Consider the following 21067-nt stretch of genomic DNA (forward strand, 5'->3'; position numbering starts at 1 on the left):
GTGTTACAATAGCAGGAGAGGTGATAGGTCGAATATGTTTTTGAAACGGATCGAGTTAGCAGGATTTAAATCATTTGCCGACAAGACAGAGATGGAATTTGTCCGGGGAATTACAGCCGTTGTTGGTCCGAATGGCAGCGGCAAGAGCAACATTTCGGATGGGATCCGCTGGGTACTTGGTGAACAAAGCGCCAAATCGCTTCGCGGTGGCAAGATGGAAGACATTATTTTTGCCGGAAGCGACGCGCGTAAAGCGGTCAATTTCGGTGAGGTTTCCCTTACGCTGGACAATGAGGATCATGTACTGCCGCTGGATTTTAATGAAGTGACCGTAACAAGACGGGTACACCGCAGCGGTGACAGTGAGTATTTCATCAACAGGCAGTCTTGTCGGCTGAAGGATATAACGGAGCTGTTCATGGATACCGGGATTGGTAAAGAAGCCTATTCTATCATTGGACAAGGGCGCATTGAGGAAATTCTGAGCACACGATCAGAAGATCGCCGGGGAATTTTTGAGGAAGCATCCGGGATCGTTAAATATAAATCACGTAAAAAAGAGTCTGTGCGCAAGCTGGATGAAACGGAACAAAATTTGCTCCGTATTCACGATCTGGTTACAGAGCTTGAAGATCAGATCGGGCCGCTTAAAGAGCAGTCTGAGAAGGCGCTTCGTTATAAGGAACTCCGCGAGGAGCTGAAACACAAGGAAATTTCGCTGTATGTATATCAAATTGAGCAGATACATACCTCATGGAGTGAAGCCAATGCGAAGCTGGAGCAGCTGAAGGAAGAGCAGCTTGCCCTGTCTACTGTGGTGTCCGCCCATGATGCCAAGCTGGAGAGCGACAGATCGGCTCTTCGCCGGCTGGAAGAGGAAGTGGAAGAGCTGCAGAGCCAGCTGCTTCAATTCAGCGAGCTGTTTGAGAAGAGCGAGGGCTACGGTGAGGTGCTTAAGGAGCGCCGCCGCAACCTGGAACGGACACGCGAGCAGCTGGAGGAGAGTCTGCACTCCGGCGATCATCGATTAGGTGAGCGCGTGGGCGAGCTGGCTAGAATGAAGAACAAGCTGCAGGAACTGCAGCAGGAATTAACTCATGTGCGAGATCAGCTGTCAGCGGAAGAAGCGAAGCTGGTTGGCGTAACCGGTGGAATCAGCCAGCAGCAGGAAGAGAGCTTGAAAGGGAACCTGCTGGAGCTGATGAACCAAATGGCTCAAGCGCGGAATGAAATCCGCTATGCGGACCAGCAGCAAGAAGCGCTGGATCGCCGGATGAACCGGGCACAAGAGGAGTCCGGCAAATGGGAAGCGTTGAAAGAAGATTTACTGAAGCGCAAAGAGAGCATTGATCGCAGCATCGAACGTTTCGGCAAAGAGATCGCGGATCTCCGCAGCGGTTATATCAGTGAGAGTGAGCGGTATCAATCCCTGCAGAAGCTGCAGGAGGAGACGCAGGGAGCGCTTCGGAAATGGGAGCAGAAGCGGGAAGCGCAAATTTCGCGCCGTGATACCATGAAGGAGCTTCAGGACGACTTCGACGGATTTATGCTGGGTGTTAAGGAAGTATTGAAGGCTTCTCGCAAATCCGTGCTTCAAGGTGTTCACGGCGCAGTAGCAGAGCTTATTCGCGTACCGGAAAAGCTGGAGCTTGCGATGGAGACAGCTCTCGGGGCATCTGTTCAGCATATCGTCATGGAGAACGAGTCCGTATCCAGGCAGGCGATTGCCTTCTTGAAGCAGCGTCAGTTAGGACGGGCGACATTTCTTCCTTTGGACGTCATTCGTCCACGGAATGTATCCGCATCGGATCGAACGCTGGCAGAAGGGGAAGCCGGATTTGTGGGCTTCGGCTCCGAGCTGGTTCAATACGATTCAAGATACAGCAACATTGTCGGAAGTCTTCTTGGCAATGTTGTCATTGCGGAGACTTTGGAGCAGGCGAACAAGATTGCAGCCAGATTCTCCTATCGCTTCCGCGTGGTCACCCTCGAAGGGGACGTGGTTAATGCCGGCGGTTCCATGACAGGCGGCAGTCAGCATAAGAAAACGAACAGTCTGCTGGGCCGTAAGCGTCAGCTGGAACAGCTGGATCAGGAAATTTCGGAAACCGAGAAGCAGCTGGAGAAGCTCCAGCAGGGCATTGAAAGCGTCCGGAATCAAATGGTTGAATCTCAGGATAAACTGGACGAGCTTCGAAGAGCCGGGGACGACAAGCGTGTCGAGGAACAGCAGGCAGCTGGAGACCGTAAGCAGCTCGATCATGAGCTGCGCCACGTCCTTGAGCAAGCAGAGCTAGCCGGTGAGGAGAAGAGCAGCCACGAGAAGGAAGCAAAAGAAATTCAGGAAAACCGTGTTCGGGCACAGAAGTTATTGTCTGAGCTTGAAGACGAGGAGAAGTCGACACATCTAGCGATCCAGGCTGCTGAATTTGCCCGTAAAGCAAACGAATCGGCGAAGGAAGAACTTCAGAGTCAACTGACGAATCTTAAGGTTCGCGAAGGTAAACTGGATCAGGAAACCTTCTCGCTGGAGGAGCAGCTCAAACGCCTTCAATCGGATGTGGACAACCATGAGAAGGAACAGAAGCAGAACCGCACGATGCTGGCCTCCGTTCAAGCAGACCTCAATCAGAACCAAAGCGAGAGCGTGAAGCAGATCGAGGATCTGAATCAGTACAAGCTGAAGAAGGAAGAAGCTACGCAGCAGCTGGAATTCAAACGGGCAGCGCGCAGCGCATTAAGCCGGAAACTGGAGCTCGAAGAGAGTGAAACGAAGGAGCAGCGGACTCAGCTGCGGGCTGTGGACGATCAGCTTCGCCAGACCGAAATTGGAGTAAACCGGCTCGATGTTGAGCTTGAGAATATATTGAAAAAATTAAGCGAGGACTATGAGCTGAGTTACGAACTTGCCAAGCAGCGGTATCCGATTCCCGAAGACATTCCGGCAGCGCAGAATGAAGTTCGTGATCTGAAACGGTCTATAACTTCTCTTGGTGATGTGAATCTGGGGGCCATTGAAGAGTACCAGCGCGTCAATGAGAGGTATCTGTTTTTGAGCGAGCAGAAGGCGGATTTGGTCGAAGCGAAAACTACGCTGTATCAGGTGATTAAAGAAATGGACGATGAAATGTCCAAGCGCTTCAAGCTGACGTTTGATGCGATCCGGCGCGAGTTCGGTACGGTGTTTACGAAGCTGTTCGGAGGCGGACGGGCTGATCTGGTCCTGATTGATCCGGATCGATTGCTTGAGACAGGGATTGATATCGTTGCCCAGCCTCCCGGCAAGAAGCTGCAAAACCTGCAGCTGCTGTCCGGGGGAGAGCGTGCATTAACCGCTATGGCGCTGCTGTTCGCCATTTTACAGGTGAAGCCGGTTCCGTTCTGTGTGCTTGATGAAGTCGAAGCGGCGCTTGATGAAGCGAACGTGGTACGCTTTGCCCAGTATTTGCGGGAGTTCTCCGAGCAAACACAGTTTATTGTGGTCACACACCGCAAGGGAACGATGGAAGAGGCGGATGTACTGTACGGCGTCACGATGGAAGAGGGCGGCGTGTCGAAGCTGGTGTCGGTTAGACTTGAGGATGAGGAAGCGGAGATCGCCTAATTTAACATAAACCATCACATGGAGGGAACGTATGAGCTTTTTTAAGAAGTTAAAAGAGAGCATTTCCAGCAAGACAGAAAACGTAACGAAACAGTTCAGGGACGGACTGGAGAAAACCCGGAAGGGCTTTATCGAGAAAGTGTCGGACCTGGTCATTCGCCGCAAAAAGATCGATGAGGAGTTCTACGAGGAATTGGAAGAGATTCTGATTGGCGCTGATGTTGGCGTCAATACGGTCATGGACCTGATGGATGATCTTCGTGCCGAAGTGAAAAAACGGCGGATCGAGGATGCTGCCGATTTGCAGCCGGTATTGTCCGAGAAACTGATGGGTCTCCTTCGTGATGACAGCAGCAATGAACTGCGCGAGAATCCGGATGGAATTACGGTCATTCTCTTTGTTGGCGTAAACGGAGTTGGTAAGACAACTACAATTGGTAAGCTTGCGCACCGTTACAAGCAGGAGGGCAAAAAAGTTATGCTTGCAGCGGGCGATACGTTCCGCGCAGGTGCTATTGAACAGCTCGAGGTATGGGGCGAACGGGTTGGCGTGGAGGTCATTAAGCAGCAGCCGGGTTCTGATCCGGCAGCGGTCATGTTCGACGCGGTTCAAGCAGCCAAACAGCGGCAGGCAGATATTCTGATCTGTGATACCGCGGGGCGTCTTCAGAACAAAACGAATCTGATGGAAGAGTTGAATAAGATATTCCGTGTCATTCAACGCGAAATCCCAAGTGCGCCGCATGAGGTATTGATGGTACTCGATGCTACAACAGGTCAGAATGCGCTAAGTCAGGCCAAACTGTTCGGTGAGAAGAGCGGCGTGACCGGGCTTGTATTAACCAAGCTGGATGGTACGGCTAAAGGCGGAATTGTCATTGCGATTCGTCAAGAGTTGAATTTGCCAGTGAAGCTGGTAGGGCTTGGAGAGAAGATGGGGGATCTCCAGACTTTTGATTCGGAGCAATTTGTCCATGCCTTGTTTGCCGGATTGATTAAGGAAGAAGAGAATGAAGCAGAATAAGAAGATTAGACGCTTCTGAAGTTAAATCAAACACAAAAGGACCGAAAGTTGTACTTTCGGTCCTTTTTCATGTTCGATTCGAGTGATAACCGGATGTGATTAAGAAGAGACGATTCGAACGAATTCAATCGCACGAAGCGGGATGATAGATGTATCGGTTGGCGGGCCATAGATGATGGGCGGGATTTTTAAAGAGAGGGTCCCTTCTCCCACTTCGGTCAGGGTGCCAATGATCACATCTCCCGACACCGTTACTTCGGTTTCGGATCCGATAAATCCTTGCAGCCAATCCACGTAGCGCATATCGAAATTCCCTCCTTGCTGTAATGAAAGTTTGAAACGGAAGATCAGCAGCCATTGAGGGGATTTATTGAACGGAAGTAATATTCGCGAATGGAATCAGCACAAGATCTCCGGAAGCTTCACGGAGCTGTACCCCGTCCTCGGCAGTTGCAAGAACAACGCCTTCCAAGGTGACAAAGGTGGTGCTGACCCGTACTTGCTGCCCTGTGCGGACTTCGAAATAGTGAATCAGTTCCGGAATGATGGTTAAGCCCGTGAGCACCTGACTCTCCAGTGACTCTACGCGTTCGGTCAATTGTCCGGTCTGCTGGCTTAGAAACTCAACTTGCCGTGTTAACATCTTTACTCGTGCAGCAAGTCGTCTGCAGAACAGGAAGCAACACATAGTCATTCTCCTTTCTGTATTACCATCGGGTGTGCCCTTCAATATGATTCTTTAAATCCTGAAGCGAGGCCGTACTTTCGTTCTCTGCTGCCCGGATCATAGGCATAACTTGCTGCACATGACCAGGACCGTACTTAAGGAAGGTTTCGGTTTTATCGATCAGGGCCTCAAGCGGTTGACGATAGTCGGTAAAATACTGACCTAGACCAAAGGAGCTTAGGAGGCTATGCACTTTGCTCATGGTGCTGAGCGCCAGTACAGGCTTACCCCCACGCAAGGCGGCCAGCGACGGATGAAGTTTGAAGGAGATTAAATAGTCAACGGATTGAATGAAACGGTAAGTCAGCTCAATGTCCATAAGAAACGGCAGTGTTTCAACGGAAGCTGCAGGCGTGCATTCCTTGATGTTTCGCTGCAGTTGTAAACAGGTGTTGTAGTCCGAGTACGCATTCCCCGGATGATGAATGACCGGTATAAGCACGACATGGTAGTCTTTTGCCGTAAGATGTCCCAGAAGTTTTGTCATATTGTCCATAGGGAATGATTCATAGGCGAATACAACAACCCCAATGGTTGGACGTCTGGAAAATCGCTGTACCGGGATGTCGGGCTGACGATAGCCGAACACCATGTCAGGAGCCGTCTCCACGTTAGGATGAAATCGCGCCCGCTTGGCTATAGCCGAGGAACGTTCATCCCTGAAGACGGCTCGGTTCGCTCTGGAAATCATGTCGCGATACGCGGCTACCTGCTCTTCGGGCCAAGTGTGTTCGGGGTAGGCATCAACGATACCTACGCCATACACCCATGTGGGCTGTCCGTTTAATTGTGGCGGGAAGTAATAACGGTTGAACGAGTAGGGTGTGATTAAATCGCCTCCTCCGATAATGAAAGCATCCGTTCGGCGCGGATCCAAGCGGGAGTTCCAAGGGTAGACGTGATGTTCGTGGAATACTTGCCTAAGGGTGTGAAGAAACAAGTCATCTCCGAAGTTTCCCATGCCATAGTATCCGGAAGCGGCAATATGCATTACGTTCACCTCCTTTGCGAATGCGTTCTAGATCTTGTCTGACTGCTGATTCCAGCTTTTGAACAGATTACGATTACGTTGGCTGATACTGGTGCCGTCGATGACACGATGATAGAGGACAGCCGTGACATGAGCTAGAGAGTTGTGTTTCAGGAGACGGGAGGTGACGTCCATATCTTCGAAGATACGTCCGAGGCGATCCTCACGATTCCACCAGCCGCCGATGGCAATCAGAGAAGATTTGCGATACATTCTGGGCACGATCGGGTGACTGCGGTCATTCGATGGATTGGGCAACGGAGCGGATGATTCTGAATGAAGCCTGCCGGAGTCCACATCTCTTCTCCACAGCGGACCGAACTGCCTGGTTCGTTCCCAGCAGCCATACCATCCCGTGGCGATACCGCCATCCGGATTCAGGTCAAGCGCTTCGGTCAGGAGTGCTACTGCGTTCGGTGCCAGCCAGTCATCCCCATCCAGTTCCAGAATGTAACGCCCCCGTGCTTCAAAGAGCAGCCGGTTCATCATCAAGGCTTTCCCGCGGTTACGCGCTTGCGAAAGAACACGTATTCTGCTGTCTTGATAAGCGCAGGCTTCCTCAAGACTCTCGTCCCCAGAGCCGTCATCCCCAATCAGCAGCTCCCAGTTTTCGTTGGTTTGTGCCAGCACAGAACGGATGCTCCAGCCCAGAGTGTCTTTCATATTATGAATGCTCATCAATATGGAAACTGCAGGTTGAGCAGGGACCACAGGAGATAAATCCCCTTTGTCTCCAGTTTGTTTCGCTTGAATCTGTGTGGATGCAAGTATCGGGAGAATATACGGCAGTTCCTTTTGAAACGAATCGTTTAGTGATGGATTCAGATTCAGAACAAGTCTTGAGTCCAGTGGCAGCAGATCGTAAGGCAGAAATCGGGCAGCGGGGAGCCTGGCGTTCCAATGGGTGAGCCTTGCGATCAGCCAGGTTTTTTTCCAATAGAGAGGAACACCATGAACACATATACAGACTACAGCGTCCGGGATATGTGCAGGCATAGGGAAGGAAATGAGTGTTCTTCTCATGGGAAAAGACCTGCTGAGGCTCCAGAGAACCCATTCTCTGTCCGCATGTGTGACTTCCTGAAGGATACGATCGCGGTACGCTGACGTATTGGTCAATCCATAGCCGAATGCTTGCGTGCGAAGTAAGTTGTACGGGATCAATTCGATGTCAAGCCTTTATCATGGAGGACTAGCCGGATGACCTGATCGGCTTTCAGTCCGCGCTCAATCCAGCGGTTCTCTCGGGCGTACGCAATCCGGGCCAGCTTATGCTCTGCAGTGTCAGGGTGATGAAGCATGGAGGCCAGCTTAACAAGGAAATCGTCATGGGTTGTCGCAGTGGTTACATGCGGCTCCATGGCGATGCATTCCGGCAAGGCCGTTGATAGCACCCGGACACCCGATGCCAAGTATTCATAGGCTTTAACGGGATTGGTTGCGAGCGTAATCGGATGGTATTGGAATGGAATCAACGCAACGTCGATATGAGTGAGGTAACGCTTGAGCTCGTGGTGCGGCTTTTCCCCGAGTATATGCACGTTAGGCAGCTTCGAATAGTCGCCTGAGCTGCCGTAAGGAGCTCCAATGGATACAAACTGGACGTTCGGAAATTGAATGGCGGCTTTAGCGAACAGTTCATGATCTACCCAATAGGCCCAAGCACCGATATAAGCAACAACAGGACCCGGAGGCAGATCAGCGGGTCTATCACTGGATGGAATATGAAAAAACGAAGCATCAGCGCCATTCGGAATCAAGGTCAGTGGTTTGTCGGGGTATGCCAGTGACAATCGGGTGCGAATGACCTCTGCCGTACATACGACATGATCCGCCTCGTCAATCATTTTGGGTTCGTATTTAGCCCAATGTGGAAATTCATCACAGCAGTCGTAGATTGTAATATCAGGGTCAAAGAGCGTGGAAATGCGCGTCCGGAGCTTGGACCAGGTCGTCCAGACGGCAACGGGATGCTCCTTTCGCAATGCAGGCAGCTTTTTGTGCAGAAATGCCTTGGTATCCGTAAACAGATACACATTCGGTTCAATCTCTTTAAACTCCTTATCCAGCGGTGCCAGGTTTTCGAAGAAAACCTGATGACCAAGCGAGCCCAATTGTGTCATTAGCTGCTGCGGTCTCTGTTTCATGTACGACCAGTTCATCGTTCTGGGATAAATGATGACAGCCAAGAGGTTTCCTCCTTTCTTTGTTCTCGCAATAATATATGCAATGCTAGCTTCATAGAATTGGACGAATGAGCCGAGTGATTGAAAAATGGATGGTTTTTCTCAAGCGTGCGTATGACCAGAACGAATCTATCAAATTTCCATATAATGCTTAAGATATGTCATCCCAGATATATCTTTTCATATGAAAGCGAGGGGGAGTGTGAAGATTCGTGGATCAAAAAAATGTTCTTGTTATCTTCGGAACGCGTCCAGAAGCGATCAAAATGGCACCGTTGGTCAAGGAATTGGAACGTACTCCGGGATTGACCCCAATCGTTTGTGTCACCGCCCAGCATCGGGAAATGCTGGATCAGGTTCTTCAATTTTTTGAGATCGAGGCTCAGATGGATTTAAATATGATGAAGGAAGGACAGTCGCTGTACAGCCTTAGTGCCGACCTGTTAAAAGGAATGGAAAATGTATTCCAGGCGCAAAGGTACGATCTGGTCCTGGTTCACGGGGATACAACAACGGCATTCATAGGCGCCTTGGCGGCCTATTATGCGAAAGTGCCGGTTGGGCATGTGGAGGCGGGATTGCGGACCTATGACAAATACGCGCCATTTCCGGAGGAGATGAACCGGGAATGGATTGGCCGAATAGCCGATATGCATTTCGCTCCTACAGCGCTGTCAGCTTCCAATCTCAGAGCCGAGCATCGTACGGATCATGTGTATGTAACGGGGAATACGGGGATCGATGCCATGAAATGGACGCTGCAGGCTCCCTTTGAGCACCCTATACAGAGCAAGTTACAGGAAAATGCTCGCTTAATTCTCATCACAATGCATCGCCGGGAGAATTGGGGTGAACCTATGAAGGGCGTGCTTGAGGCTGTAAAGCGAACCGTCCAGAGCCACCCGGATGTCGAAGTGGTGTATCCGGTTCATCCGAACCCCGTTCTGCAGCAGGCGGTAGCGCAAGCTCTGGAGGGACATGAGCGAATTCATCTGACAGGACCGCTGGATGTTGTTGATCTTCACCATATCATGCAGCGCGCATATCTCGTCTTGACGGATTCCGGGGGTATTCAGGAGGAAGCGCCGTCGCTGGGGAAACCGGTTCTGGTATTGAGAGACAAGACAGAGCGTCCTGAAGGGGTTACAGCGGGCACCTTAAAGTGTGTTGGCACGAATTGCGATGAGGTAGTGGCAGGAATAGAGAAGCTGTTAACGGATGAGGAGACCTACCGCAACATGGCAAGAGCCAGCAATCCCTTTGGTGATGGCACTGCCTCGCGTCAAATCGTCGACGCCATTTTGCAATTTTTCCGTTCAAAAGGGCGTTGATCTGGATGCTTGCTGGATTTTGTATGCTGGCAGGGCTTATAATGAAGTATAAGATTTCAAGCGAAAGGATACCTGTTATGGCCAATACTTACACTTATCCACGCCGAGAAGAGATAGCGAATGCAATAACACATGGCATAGGAGCGGCGCTAAGTGTTGCTGCGCTGGTGCTCTTGATTGTATTTTCAAGTTTGAAGGGCACTGCATGGCATATTGTCAGCTTTACGATCTACGGCTCGACGATGCTGCTGCTGTATTTGAGTTCAACGCTGGTTCACGGCTTGAGGGACGGTAAAGCCAAGGATTTCTTTGAGTTTATGGATCATTCCTCCATTTACTTGTTTATCGCAGGAACGTACACTCCCTTCCTGCTGGTGGCTATTCGTGGAACGCTTGGATGGAGCCTCTTCGGAATCGTCTGGGGAGTTGCACTGTTCGGCGTCATCTTCAAAGCCTTCTTCGTGAAGAAGTTTCTGTTTCTCTCCACGATATTCTACATTGCGATGGGCTGGCTGATCGTTATTGCCTGGAACCCTTTAACCGCCGTTGTGGCACCGCAGGGTATGAATTTGCTCGCTCTTGGCGGCGTGCTGTACACCCTAGGCACCATCTTTTACGTATGGCGGGGCTTCCCGTACCATCATGCGATCTGGCATTTGTTTGTACTTGCGGGATCGATTCTTCACTTTTTTGCGATACTGATCTACCTTCTTCCTGTCGGGTAAACAGGGTAGGAAAAAGGCTTGCTGCACATGAAGAAGGATGACAAGGGAAATTGCTTGACATCCTTCTTTGTTTTATGTATGATAAGGTTCGTTAAGCGAACTGTAAAGTGTTTTTCCTTGACGAGGGGGGTGCCCTTAAATGAGTCAGGAGAATCGGCTCGAGAAGACGAACCGGATCAATCTGCTGTTCGATTTTTATGAGCAGCTGCTGACAGAGAAGCAGCAGACCTTTTTGAAATATTATTTCCATGACGATTTTTCCTTGGGAGAAATCGCTGGTGAATTTGAGATTAGTCGTCAGGCCGTCTATGAACATATTAAGCGTGCAGAGCAGGTGCTTGAGTCTTACGAAGAGAAGCTTGGGCTGCTGAGCAAGCATGAAACGCGTGTCCGTGAGCTGGATAAGTTTCGGAAATGGGTGGAGATTAGCGACCTGGATGAACATGATAAGAATGTAATGACCGATATGGTTGAACGATTAAAGGTATGGGATTAAGTATGAACGGAGGTGGCGGATATGGCTTTTGAAGGATTGACCAGCAGACTACAGAATGTGTTCAGCAAGCTTCGTGGTAAAGGCAAGGTGTCCGAAGAAGATGTAACAGCCGCCATGCGTGAAGTAAGACTCGCGCTTCTTGAAGCCGACGTTAACTTCAAAGTGGTTAAGGATTTTGTATCCAAAGTGAAAGAGAAGGCCATCGGCAAGGAAGTGATGGACAGCTTTACGCCCGGCATGGTGATCATCGACATCGTTAATAAAGAAATGACGGAGCTGATGGGTGGCAGCCAGGCCAAACTGGTTAAGAGCAATAAACCGCCTACGGTCATTATGATGGCCGGTCTGCAAGGTGCAGGTAAGACGACGACATCCGGTAAGCTGGCCAAGCTGCTGCAGAAGCAGAACAGCCGACCGCTGCTCGTAGCCGGTGACATTTATCGTCCGGCAGCGATCAAACAGCTTGAGGTCCTTGGAGAACAGATTAATGTGCCTGTATTCTCTCTTGGAGACAAGACAAGCCCGGTTGAGATTGCGAAGCAAGGCTTGCAGCATGCCAAGGATAACGGTCACGATTATGTTATTATCGATACTGCGGGCCGTTTGCATGTCGATGAAGAACTGATGGAAGAACTGAAGCAAATCCACAGTGTTGTAAATCCCGATGAAGTGCTGCTTGTTGTTGATGCGATGACAGGTCAGGATGCGGTGAATGTGGCGGAAAGCTTCAATCAGCAATTGACGCTTACAGGCGTTGTATTGACCAAGCTGGACGGTGATACCCGAGGCGGTGCTGCCCTTTCGGTCAAAGCTGTTACCGGATGCCCGATTAAGTTCGCGGCGCTGGGTGAGAAGATTGATGCCCTGGAGCCGTTCCATCCGGAACGGATGGCATCCCGGATTCTCGGTATGGGCGATATGCTGTCCCTTATTGAGAAAGCCCAATCGAATATTGATGCAGACAAAGCCAAGGAAATGGAACGTAAAATGCGTAATGCTGAATTTACGTTTGAGGATTTCCTGGAACAGATGGACCAAGTGAAGAAGCTCGGTCCGTTGGATCAGCTGATGGATATGATTCCCGGCATGGGCAAGATGAAGCAGACCAAGGATCTCAAAGTTGACGAGAAGCAGATGGGACGCATTGAGGCCATTGTCCACTCCATGACTACAGCGGAGAAGCAGCAGCCTGATATTATCAATCACAACCGCCGCAAACGGATTGCGGCCGGCAGCGGAACCTCGCTGGCTGAAGTGAACCGGCTGATCAAGCAGTTTGATGAAATGCGCCGCGTCATGAAACAATTCTCGGATATGATGGGTCCCAAAGGCGGTAAAAATAAAGCAATGAAACAGTTAAAAGGCTTGACTGGTGGAAAAGGCATGAAGTTCCCATTCCGTTAAGTTTGGACATAAGCATGGACATTTTTTGAAGGAGGTGAATTTTCAAAATGGCAGTACGTATTCGTCTGAAACGCATGGGTGCTCACAAGGCTCCTTTCTACCGCGTGGTGGTTTCTGATTCCCGTTCCCCACGTGACGGCCGCTTTATCGAGGAAATCGGTTATTACAATCCGGTTGCTCAGCCGGCTGAAGTTAAGATCGATGAAGAGAAAGCACTGAACTGGCTTCAAAATGGTGCGCAAGCATCTGATACTGTTCGCAACTTGCTGAGCAAAGCGGGCGTAATGAAGAAGTTTCATGAGCTGAAGCATCAGAAATAAGACTGATCGCGAGGGTTATCTATGGAAGAATTAGTTCGCGTTATTGCTAAGGCTTTAGTGGATCATCCAGAAGATGTGACTGTGAAGACCGTTGAGAAGGAGCACTTGATTGTATATGAGCTGTACGTGCATCCTGACGATGTCGGGAAGGTCATAGGCAAACAGGGGCGTATCGCCAAATCATTGCGTACAGTCGTAACATCGGCGGCAGTTAAAATGGATAAACGGGTGACCGTTGATATCATTTCTTAAAATATACGAAAGGGGGTTAGGATGCATGTCCTAGCCCTTTTTCGTACATGCTGAAGAAATCAGTCGGTCATACATGAGCGAACGTTCATTAAGTGATGCAGGAGGAAGACCATGTCTGAAAAGTTGTTTACCGTAGGCAAAATCGTGAATACGCATGGAATCCGCGGAGAAGTCAAAGTGATGCCGCATACGGATTTTGCTGACCAGCGATTTGCTGTTAAGAGCAAGCTGTTTATTGTCCCGGACAAAGGGAGCATGATTGAAGCAACGGTGGATACATCCCGTTTTCATAAAAATATGTATGTCCTTAAATTCAAAGAGCTGCATGGAATTAACGATGCTGAGAAGTATAAAGGCTCTCTGCTGAAGATCAAAGCGGACCTTCAGGAGGAGCTTCCGGACAACGAGTATTACTTCCATGAGATCATTGGCTGCAAGGTGCTGACAGATGATGAACCGGCAGAGGAGCTTGGCACGATTTCAGAAATTTTAACGCCCGGAGCTAATGATGTATGGGTTGTGAAGACCCCTCAAGGCAAGGAAGTTCTGCTGCCAGCCATCCCGGATGTCGTTCTTGACGTAGATAAGGAAGCCAAGCTTGTCCGCGTGCATCTTATGGAAGGGTTGTTATAGTCCATGCGGATTGATGTGCTGACGCTGTTCCCGGAAATGTTCGACGGTGTGTTCCATTCGAGCATTTTAGGTAAAGCGGCCGAGAAACAAATTGTGCATTTAAATGCTATCAACTTCCGCCAGTATGCCGGGAACAAGCATAGTCAGGTGGATGATACGCCATATGGCGGTGGGGGCGGGATGGTGTTAAAGCCGGATCCGATATTTGCCGCAGTGGAGGATATTCTAACTCCACGTTCTTATGATCAGATTTCGAACAACGAGGAAGAGGCTGGGCTGGCGGAGGGCTCATCGAAATCATCAGAGGGCGTTAAGCCTCCACGCGTTATTCTGATGTGCCCGCAAGGCGAGACGTTTACACAGAAGAAAGCGGAAGAACTGTCTCAGGAAGAGCATCTTGTGTTCATATGCGGTCATTACGAGGGCTATGATGAACGCATCCGCGAGTATTTGGTTACTGATGAATTATCCATCGGGGATTATGTGCTTACAGGCGGAGAGCTGCCCGCAATGGTTGTTATTGATTCCGTGGTTCGATTGCTGCCGGGTGTTCTTGGCAATGAGACATCGGCGGTGACGGATTCATTCAGTACAGGGCTGCTGGAATACCCTCACTATACCCGTCCGGCTGAATTCAGGGGATGGAAGGTGCCGGATATTCTGCTCAGCGGCCATCATGCGAATATCGAAGTGTGGCGCCGTGAACAAGCGCTCAGACGGACTTGGGAGCGTCGCCCTGAATTGTTGGACAAGCTGGAATTGTCCAAACAGGATCGGATTTATATCGCAAAGCTTCAGCAAGAATCGAAACGTTTATAATGAATGCCATAGACAAAGGAAAGATCTGCGTATGCCGATCTTTCCTTTTTTTCGTATAGATTACTGCCAAAATCAATAACAATAATAAGAGAGGCTGACGAGAACATAATCCATATCCATTGAATAATGTGCCTACATAGGCGTTTGCGGATGAATGAGAATTGTTAGGGGTGAGTAGGTTAGATGCAAGAGAAGAGGAGGCGTAAGGGCAATAAAGCCGTGATCCGTGGGCTGGCTTCTGGACGAATACGAGTGAGGAGGACCGAAGCCGCGAGGTTTGTTGCGCTGATTTCCCAATTGGCTTCGCTGACAAGTGCATTTGTGGAGTTGCCAGAGAATGACAACTTCACTCGAATCAAAATACAATTACAGAGCCTGAACGAGCTGGTGTCCGGCATGAGGTTTGCACGAAGAGAACGCCGCAGTATGAAGGAAGCGGTCCAGCAAGTTGTGACGATTCCGAATGCAGATTACCTGCAGAATATTGCCTCAAGACTGAATGGGGTCGTAACCTTGCTGCAAACGTTTGGGGAACGCATTGGCGTAGGCAGTGTCATTAATCCAGTGCTTGCGGAAGTTCAGAATGGCATTCAAACCGTGATGAATGATCCGGCACAGCGTTCTGATCCGATTCCGTTAGCAAATCTGGTGATCAATTTGCCGCGATATGTTATGGATGCTGTCAAGAACCCGGGTGAACGATCCAGACAGCGCCTTGGAGATGTTCTTCAAGGTATCCATCAGAAGAGCAGTGTATTGGGTGTTTCGAAGCAGGAGCTTGGCGGGATGCAAGCTTTTACAGAAGGAATGGATAGGCTCTTGGGGAACGGTGCATCTTCAGGTGACTTGAGCGTTCAACTGGCCAACTATACCAATGCCCTGTCAGGTGTTGTTTCGGGTCTGAACCTTCCGAAAGCGGTCCGGGAAGCTGCATTGCAGTCATTATTGTCTATCTTAAAGAACACCAGTGCTGATCATGTTCAGGATCATGTAGAAGCTAAAACCGCTCAACGACACGGTTCTCCGAGCTCAAGAGAAACTGCTGAAGCAGGAGATTCCTTGGAATCAGGTCGAATCAGAGTCGCGGGACTAATGGGCCTGACGGTGGCTGCAGGTGCGACGGGAAAGAATCGGGCTACAGGTACTGCAAGAGTAATGACTCCGGGGGGCATTACTGGAATGACAGGAGTAAGAGGTTCAACCGGGGCGACAGGAAATACGGGAGCAACAGTAGCGTTTGGATCCATCGGAGCGACAGGCAGAGCGAGCCTTAAGGGATCGAGAGGGCCGACAGGTAGAATGGGAGCGGCAAGTCCAGCAGGCACAGCTAGAACAGCGGGTCCGACCGCGCCAACAGGTGTAGTTGGGGTCACGGGTGATAGAGGTCTATTGGGAGCGCCCGGATGTAATGGAGTTACGGGTACCACCGGGGGAACTGGGATGACGAGACCGAAGGGTGCTGTAAGTGGAAGGGCAGTAACCGTTCCAAGCGGAGCAGCGCGTGTGGTTGGGGTTACGGGAACTACGGGCGTAGCAGGAATCGCGGGTTCAACTGTCTCCATAGGATTTACGGGTGTTACAGGAGCCGCAGGAGTGACAGGTGCAGTAACCATCACGGGGTTAACAGGCCCAATAGACACCACAGGAGTGACTGGAGTAATCGGTTCTACGGGGCCAACGGGCGGAGTTGAGGTTACAGCGGTAATTCGCCGTACGGGAACAGCAGGAGCCGCAGGAGCGTCTGAAGTAACCGATGCTGCTGGTTCAACGGGGGCCGGGCCATGGGTTGGGGGAGCTGTACTTTATAACGCGGCGGGAAGGACCCAATCGGTTCCAGCGATGTCGCCCATCATCTTCTCGCAAAATGAACTGCAAGGCGTGACTTTTAATGGAACCACGACACTCGCGATCAACACCGCAGGTTTTTATTTCATCAACTGGCAAGTTGCACTTTCCAACCAGCAAAATTCACCAGGCATCTTCGGAATTGTGGTTAATAGCAATACGACTTCTCCGGCCAACATGGCATCTAGTGCAAATGACGATCGGGTATCCGGCTCTGCCGTTATCAACATGAAGGTTGGCGATACCGTACAGCTATATAATTTGTCTGCACAGACCCAAACCGTTACATCTACACAGACCGCCGCCAGGCTCAATATCACCAGAATGGGTTATTAAAATAAGAACAGCTGCAAGATTTTACATGTTACAGCCGAAATGTTTGTGGTTAATACATTATTGGAAACAAGACATAAGCATTGTTGAGGAGGCCCTTAATCGTGTCAGATAATAATGTAACGTATAACAATCAAATGGAAAAAGATCATACAGAAGTATCCTTTCAAACCGTCGATGATATTCTGGAATATTACGGCAAGCGCCATAAAGAGGCAAGCGATTCGAAAGAATCCGTAAATTAATCTTAGTCTAACCACTTTTGACATGTTATCTTACATGCCAAAAGTGGTTTTTTAAAGGTGAGTGTACTATAATTATGGATCATCTGGATGGGTGTAAAGATGAAATACTTGATTCTAACCGCAAAATGTGATACTATTTCTTTTGTTGTGAATACGGTGGTCCGCTGCGGATAATGAAGGAAATACATAGAATTTCCGGAAGATGCAAGAACGCCTGTGTGAGAGGAGGGAGTCATAGATGATGAATATCGTTCAAGCGATTACTGAAGAACAACTTCGCAAGGATATTCCGAGCTTTCGTCCTGGTGATACTTTGAAAGTACACGTAAAGGTTATCGAGGGAACTCGTGAGCGTATCCAGTTGTTCGAAGGTGTTGTAATTAAACGTCGCGGTGGCGGAATCAGTGAGACTTTTACCGTTCGTAAAATTTCTTACGGTGTTGGTGTGGAAAGAACTTTCCCAATCAACTCGCCTAAAATCGATAAAATCGAAGTGGCTCGCCGTGGTAAAGTGCGTCGTGCGAAGCTTTATTATCTTCGTGAACTGCGCGGTAAAGCAGCGAGAATTAAAGAAATTCGTCGTTAATTACAAGGCGGTAAAAAGGGGCTTGTGCGTATATACAAGCCCCTTTTGTATATCCAAAAATCGCTATTATGGAAAGCGATCTATAGAGAAGGACGGTGGGTTATGGAGAAAGATCAACAACATGAGGCATTGGACACAAACGTGGGGAAACCGGCCAAGAAGGCCAAAAACGAGCTGGTAGAATGGCTAAAGGCTCTTCTTATTGCTCTGGTTCTCGTCGTTCTCATTCGCTGGCTTCTCTTTAAACCGTTTATTGTGCAAGGTCCGTCTATGGAACCTAATTTTGTATCCAATCAAAAGTTGATTGTTAACGAGATTCTATATGATATCCGCAAGCCAGAGCGTGGAGAAGTCATCGTATTCCATGTTCCTGATGAGGGTAGGGATTTCATTAAACGCGTGATCGCTGTTGCTGGTGATACGGTTAAAGTTGAAGGCGATAAAGTGCTTGTCAACGGAGAGCCTGTGAATGAAACCTACATACAGGAAGCAATTGATAAGGCCCATGCTGAGGACAGATTATACAATAACACAGATTTTCCGAACTCCTTCGTTCCGGAAGGCGTTGTTCCAGAAGGCCATGTGTTTGTGATGGGGGATAACCGTTCCAACAGCACAGACAGCCGAATGATAGGATATGTTCCTTTGGGGGATATTATCGGTCGAGCAGACTTGATTTTCTGGCCGATTAAAGACGTAGGGCTCATCAACCATTAGCCACGACGCTATAGAACGATGAAAGTTTGCAGAGCAAAGTAGAGGTGACGACGTTTGACAATACAATGGTTTCCTGGACATATGACCAAAGCGCGCCGCCAAATTCAGGAGAAGCTGAAGCTGATCGATGCTGTAATTGAGCTGATCGATGCGAGGCTTCCGCTCTCAAGCCGAAATCCGATGATTGACGAGATTTTGCAGGGCAAGCCGCGGCTGATCATCATGAATAAAGCCGATTTGGCCGATCCTGAGGTTACAAGGCAATGGCAGGCTTATTTTAAAGAAAATAGCCTAACGGCCTTTCCTGTAGATGCATCAACAGGAACAGGCATCAAGGATATTCCAAACCAGATTAAATTGCTGTTGAAGGAAAAAATCGACAAACAAATCGCCAAGGGAATGAATCCGCGTGCGATGCGTGTGTTGATTGTAGGTATACCGAATGTGGGCAAGTCCACTCTGATTAACCGGCTTGCTGGCCGTAACATCGCGGAGACGGGGGATCGTCCAGGTGTAACGAAAGGGCAGCAGTGGATTAAGGTTGCCGGCGGGGAGATGGAGCTGCTGGATACACCAGGTATCTTGTGGCCGAAGTTTGAGGATCAGAATGTAGGGTACCGACTTGCGGTAACCGGCGCGATCAAGGAAGAAATATTGAACGTAGAGGATATTGCCTATTTTGCGATCAAATATTTCTCCAACTATTATTGGAAGACGATGAGTGAGCGATTTGATCTCAAGGAACGTCCGACGGATCTGGACAATCCGGATGAAATCGTTGCCGTCATGGAAGCGGTCGGAAGAAAACGCGGCTGTATCGTAAGCGGCGGCAGAGTCGATCTGGAAAAAGCCTCGAGCATATTCCTGCGTGAGCTCCGTGCAGGCAAGCTGGGCCGCTATTCGATGGAGTCCCCTTATTGATTAGCTTGGGGATAATGCGATAACATCTCTGCTCATGTCCGCCATGAGGATGATACAGCATAAAGGTTTTGTTTTTGGCACGTGATAAAAAAGTGAATGTAAGACAAGGTAAGAGCTGCCGGTGATGGCAGCTCTTTTTGTTGAAATGGTATGATCCTACCTGTTCTGGAATCGGCGTTTGCTGCGAAAGGGTGACGCCCTGTGTCTTGTGTGATAATCTAGAAGAGTTACTAGATTGAGAGTGTAGTTGACAGACCGTATGTACGGACTTGAAACAAGCGGTAATTCGGAACCAAAGGGGTTAAACCTATGACGGATTTATTAATGTACGAGCGTGACTATTGGAATCATTATATACATATTGCAGGCATTGACGAAGTTGGCCGGGGCTGTTTGTTCGGAGATGTGGTTGCGGCGGCGGTTATTTTACCGGAAGGGTTAGTGATCGAAGGGATTAATGATTCGAAGAAACTCAGTGCCAAGAAGCGGGAGACACTCTATGATCTCATCATGGAAGATGCGCTCGCTGTCGGTGTGGGGTTGGTGGATGCGGAAACGATCGACAGGATCAACATTAAACAAGCGGCAAGGCTTGCGATGAAGATGGCTGTTGAGCAATTGGCGGTCACCCCTCAATTTTTGCTTGTTGATGCTGAGAAGGTGGATTGCGATATCCCGCAGCGTGCGATTATCAAAGGCGATGCAAAAAGCCAGTCCATTGCCGCGGCCTCCATTATTGCGAAGGTCACCCGTGACAGATTGTGTGAAGGGGAATGGGAGGCGCGATATCCGGAATACGGAATTGCAGTACATAAAGGCTACGCAACCAAATTTCACCGGGAACAGCTGCAATTGCACGGACCTACGTCCATGCACCGGAGAAGTTTTTTGAAAAACATGGAGATTGAGCAATTGTCTTTATTCTAGAATTCGATGCAGCCCGCCCTCGTCAAAAGGCGGGCTGCTGCCGATATATAAGGTAAATAGAAGGCGTGGGAGGATAAATCGTGAACATCGGATCGTTGATTCGCGGACTCCTGGGAGAGCAAAAGCCGGGAGACGCCAAGACGTTGGAATTAAAGCCGGGTCAGGTCGTTCGCGGTGTGGTTATGAACGTATCGGAAGATGGGCAGGAAGCGTTAGTGCAGATCCAGGGCGTTCAAGTGAAGGCAAAACTGGAAACGCCGCTTCGAGCCGGAGAAACCGCGCTTCTGCAGGTTCAGCCACCGGGAGAGGGAGGGACAGCCGTACTCAAGCCGCTTAGTCCAACGCCGGGCCAGCCGTTGTCCCCATCCTCCATGGCGGAGGTGCTGGATTTTGCCGGTCTCCCGGATACGAAGGAAAACCGGGAAATGATTAAGGGCATGCAGACGGCAGGAGTTCCGTTAACGAAGGAAAATATAGCTATGTTTCGTGAGGCGTTGGCCGTGAAACCACCAATGGTTCCTGCGGCAGAATGGGCGGAGTCGGCTGCTATCGCGTTTCATCGCGGACTGCCGATTACTCCCGAAAGTGTGAAGGGGCTGCATCAGGCAGTATTTGGACCTCAGCTCCATCAATTACTGCAGTCTCTTGAGCAGCAGCTGGTGTCTGTTATAAGTGTCGGCGCCGTGCCTGCTGGAGATGGGGGAAAAGGCGCCGTGCCTGCATCTTCTCCTCTAGCCGGTGCTGCGAGCGGCGCAGCAGCTGAAACCGTACCGCAGCAGGCCAGCACTCCAGCAGGAGGCGCTGGCAGCGCAGCGCAGGCCGCGACAGGTCAGCAGGCACTGCTGACCAAGCTGCAAGGCCTGCTGCAGCAGCTGCGCGGCGAGCTCGCGCAGCCATGGGCTGGCGGCGGCACGGCAACGCCTGCCGCCGGACAAGCCGCCG

At 49.9% G+C, this 21067-nt stretch carries 21 protein-coding genes and 1 pseudogene; 17 read left to right on the forward strand and 5 right to left on the reverse strand.

Translation table 11 applies throughout. The features are described 5' to 3' along the window. Positions 1–34: 34 nt before the first annotated feature. Together smc and ftsY are read left to right on the forward strand one after the other, a co-directional pair. Positions 35–3604 carry a chromosome segregation protein SMC gene (smc, locus tag PGL02S_RS05945; protein ID WP_036642020.1) on the forward strand — a complete coding sequence of 1190 codons (3570 nt, stop codon included), beginning with the start codon at positions 35–37 and terminating at the stop codon, positions 3602–3604. A 31-nt stretch (positions 3605–3635) separates the two neighbouring features. Next, a complete protein-coding gene (gene ftsY / locus PGL02S_RS05950) occupies positions 3636–4628 on the forward strand; it encodes a signal recognition particle-docking protein FtsY (RefSeq protein WP_036642022.1) in 993 nt (330 codons plus the stop codon). A 99-nt stretch (positions 4629–4727) separates the two neighbouring features. Here ftsY and PGL02S_RS05955 read toward each other — a convergent pair whose 3' ends face one another. From PGL02S_RS05955 to PGL02S_RS05975, 5 genes are all read right to left on the reverse strand, one after another. After that, entirely contained in the window at positions 4728–4931 is a 204-nt protein-coding gene (locus PGL02S_RS05955) for a hypothetical protein (protein WP_036642024.1), read from the reverse strand. Positions 4932–4995: 64 nt separating this feature from the next. After that, positions 4996–5271 (reverse strand): hypothetical protein, encoded by a 276-nt coding sequence (locus PGL02S_RS05960; RefSeq protein ID WP_228030025.1) that lies wholly within the window; start codon positions 5269–5271, stop codon positions 4996–4998. A 64-nt stretch (positions 5272–5335) separates the two neighbouring features. Further along, positions 5336–6346, reverse strand: a complete 1011-nt coding sequence (locus tag PGL02S_RS05965) for a polysaccharide pyruvyl transferase family protein (RefSeq protein ID WP_036642025.1) — start codon at positions 6344–6346, stop codon at positions 5336–5338. Positions 6347–6373: 27 nt separating this feature from the next. Beyond that, complete coding sequence (locus PGL02S_RS05970; protein WP_081742810.1) at positions 6374–7408, reverse strand: glycosyltransferase family 2 protein; 1035 nt, start codon at positions 7406–7408, stop codon at positions 6374–6376. Positions 7409–7545: 137 nt separating this feature from the next. Next, positions 7546–8574, reverse strand: a complete 1029-nt coding sequence (locus PGL02S_RS05975; protein ID WP_036642029.1) for a glycosyltransferase family protein — start codon at positions 8572–8574, stop codon at positions 7546–7548. 209 nt (positions 8575–8783) lie between these two features. On the opposite strand from PGL02S_RS05975, the gene wecB reads away from it, so the two are divergent. The 15 genes and pseudogenes from wecB to PGL02S_RS06045 all read left to right on the forward strand — a co-directional run. Then, on the forward strand, positions 8784–9902 hold the full coding sequence (wecB, locus tag PGL02S_RS05980; RefSeq protein ID WP_036642032.1) for a non-hydrolyzing UDP-N-acetylglucosamine 2-epimerase: 1119 nt from the start codon (positions 8784–8786) through the stop codon (positions 9900–9902). Between the two features lie 77 nt (positions 9903–9979). Further along, positions 9980–10627: a PAQR family membrane homeostasis protein TrhA gene (gene trhA / locus PGL02S_RS05985; RefSeq protein ID WP_036642034.1), complete on the forward strand. Its 648-nt coding sequence runs from the start codon at positions 9980–9982 to the stop codon at positions 10625–10627. A 139-nt stretch (positions 10628–10766) separates the two neighbouring features. Then, positions 10767–11123, forward strand: coding sequence for a putative DNA-binding protein (locus PGL02S_RS05990; protein ID WP_006211363.1), 357 nt, complete (start codon positions 10767–10769; stop codon positions 11121–11123). 21 nt (positions 11124–11144) lie between these two features. Continuing rightward, complete coding sequence (gene ffh / locus PGL02S_RS05995) at positions 11145–12527, forward strand: signal recognition particle protein (protein WP_006211362.1); 1383 nt, start codon at positions 11145–11147, stop codon at positions 12525–12527. A gap of 47 nt (positions 12528–12574) precedes the next feature. Further along, positions 12575–12847: a 30S ribosomal protein S16 gene (gene rpsP / locus PGL02S_RS06000; protein WP_006211361.1), complete on the forward strand. Its 273-nt coding sequence runs from the start codon at positions 12575–12577 to the stop codon at positions 12845–12847. A gap of 21 nt (positions 12848–12868) precedes the next feature. Then, positions 12869–13099: a KH domain-containing protein gene (locus PGL02S_RS06005; protein ID WP_006211360.1), complete on the forward strand. Its 231-nt coding sequence runs from the start codon at positions 12869–12871 to the stop codon at positions 13097–13099. A 111-nt stretch (positions 13100–13210) separates the two neighbouring features. Continuing rightward, positions 13211–13732, forward strand: a complete 522-nt coding sequence (rimM, locus tag PGL02S_RS06010; RefSeq protein ID WP_006211359.1) for a ribosome maturation factor RimM — start codon at positions 13211–13213, stop codon at positions 13730–13732. Positions 13733–13735: 3 nt separating this feature from the next. Further along, positions 13736–14551: a tRNA (guanosine(37)-N1)-methyltransferase TrmD gene (gene trmD / locus PGL02S_RS06015; RefSeq protein ID WP_036642036.1), complete on the forward strand. Its 816-nt coding sequence runs from the start codon at positions 13736–13738 to the stop codon at positions 14549–14551. Positions 14552–14734: 183 nt separating this feature from the next. Beyond that, a complete protein-coding gene (locus tag PGL02S_RS06020; protein WP_051449269.1) occupies positions 14735–16732 on the forward strand; it encodes a collagen-like repeat preface domain-containing protein in 1998 nt (665 codons plus the stop codon). 101 nt (positions 16733–16833) lie between these two features. After that, the gene (locus PGL02S_RS28085; protein ID WP_006211355.1) at positions 16834–16974 is read left to right on the forward strand and encodes a hypothetical protein; all 141 of its coding nucleotides are present in this window, start codon (positions 16834–16836) and stop codon (positions 16972–16974) included. A 241-nt stretch (positions 16975–17215) separates the two neighbouring features. Then, positions 17216–17560, forward strand: coding sequence for a 50S ribosomal protein L19 (rplS, locus tag PGL02S_RS06025; protein ID WP_036642425.1), 345 nt, complete (start codon positions 17216–17218; stop codon positions 17558–17560). A 102-nt stretch (positions 17561–17662) separates the two neighbouring features. Then, positions 17663–18277, forward strand: a complete 615-nt coding sequence (lepB, locus tag PGL02S_RS06030) for a signal peptidase I (RefSeq protein WP_006211353.1) — start codon at positions 17663–17665, stop codon at positions 18275–18277. Positions 18278–18331: 54 nt separating this feature from the next. Beyond that, the gene (gene ylqF, locus PGL02S_RS06035) at positions 18332–19198 is read left to right on the forward strand and encodes a ribosome biogenesis GTPase YlqF (RefSeq protein ID WP_036642039.1); all 867 of its coding nucleotides are present in this window, start codon (positions 18332–18334) and stop codon (positions 19196–19198) included. A gap of 309 nt (positions 19199–19507) precedes the next feature. Further along, positions 19508–20125, forward strand: coding sequence for a ribonuclease HII (locus PGL02S_RS06040; protein ID WP_081742811.1), 618 nt, complete (start codon positions 19508–19510; stop codon positions 20123–20125). Between the two features lie 80 nt (positions 20126–20205). Beyond that, positions 20206–21067: pseudogene (locus PGL02S_RS06045) on the forward strand (hypothetical protein); the annotation flags it as partial.

The sequence above is a fragment of the Paenibacillus glucanolyticus NBRC 15330 genome (assembly GCF_004000885.1).
GTDB classification, from domain to species: domain Bacteria; phylum Bacillota; class Bacilli; order Paenibacillales; family Paenibacillaceae; genus Paenibacillus_AQ; species Paenibacillus_AQ glucanolyticus.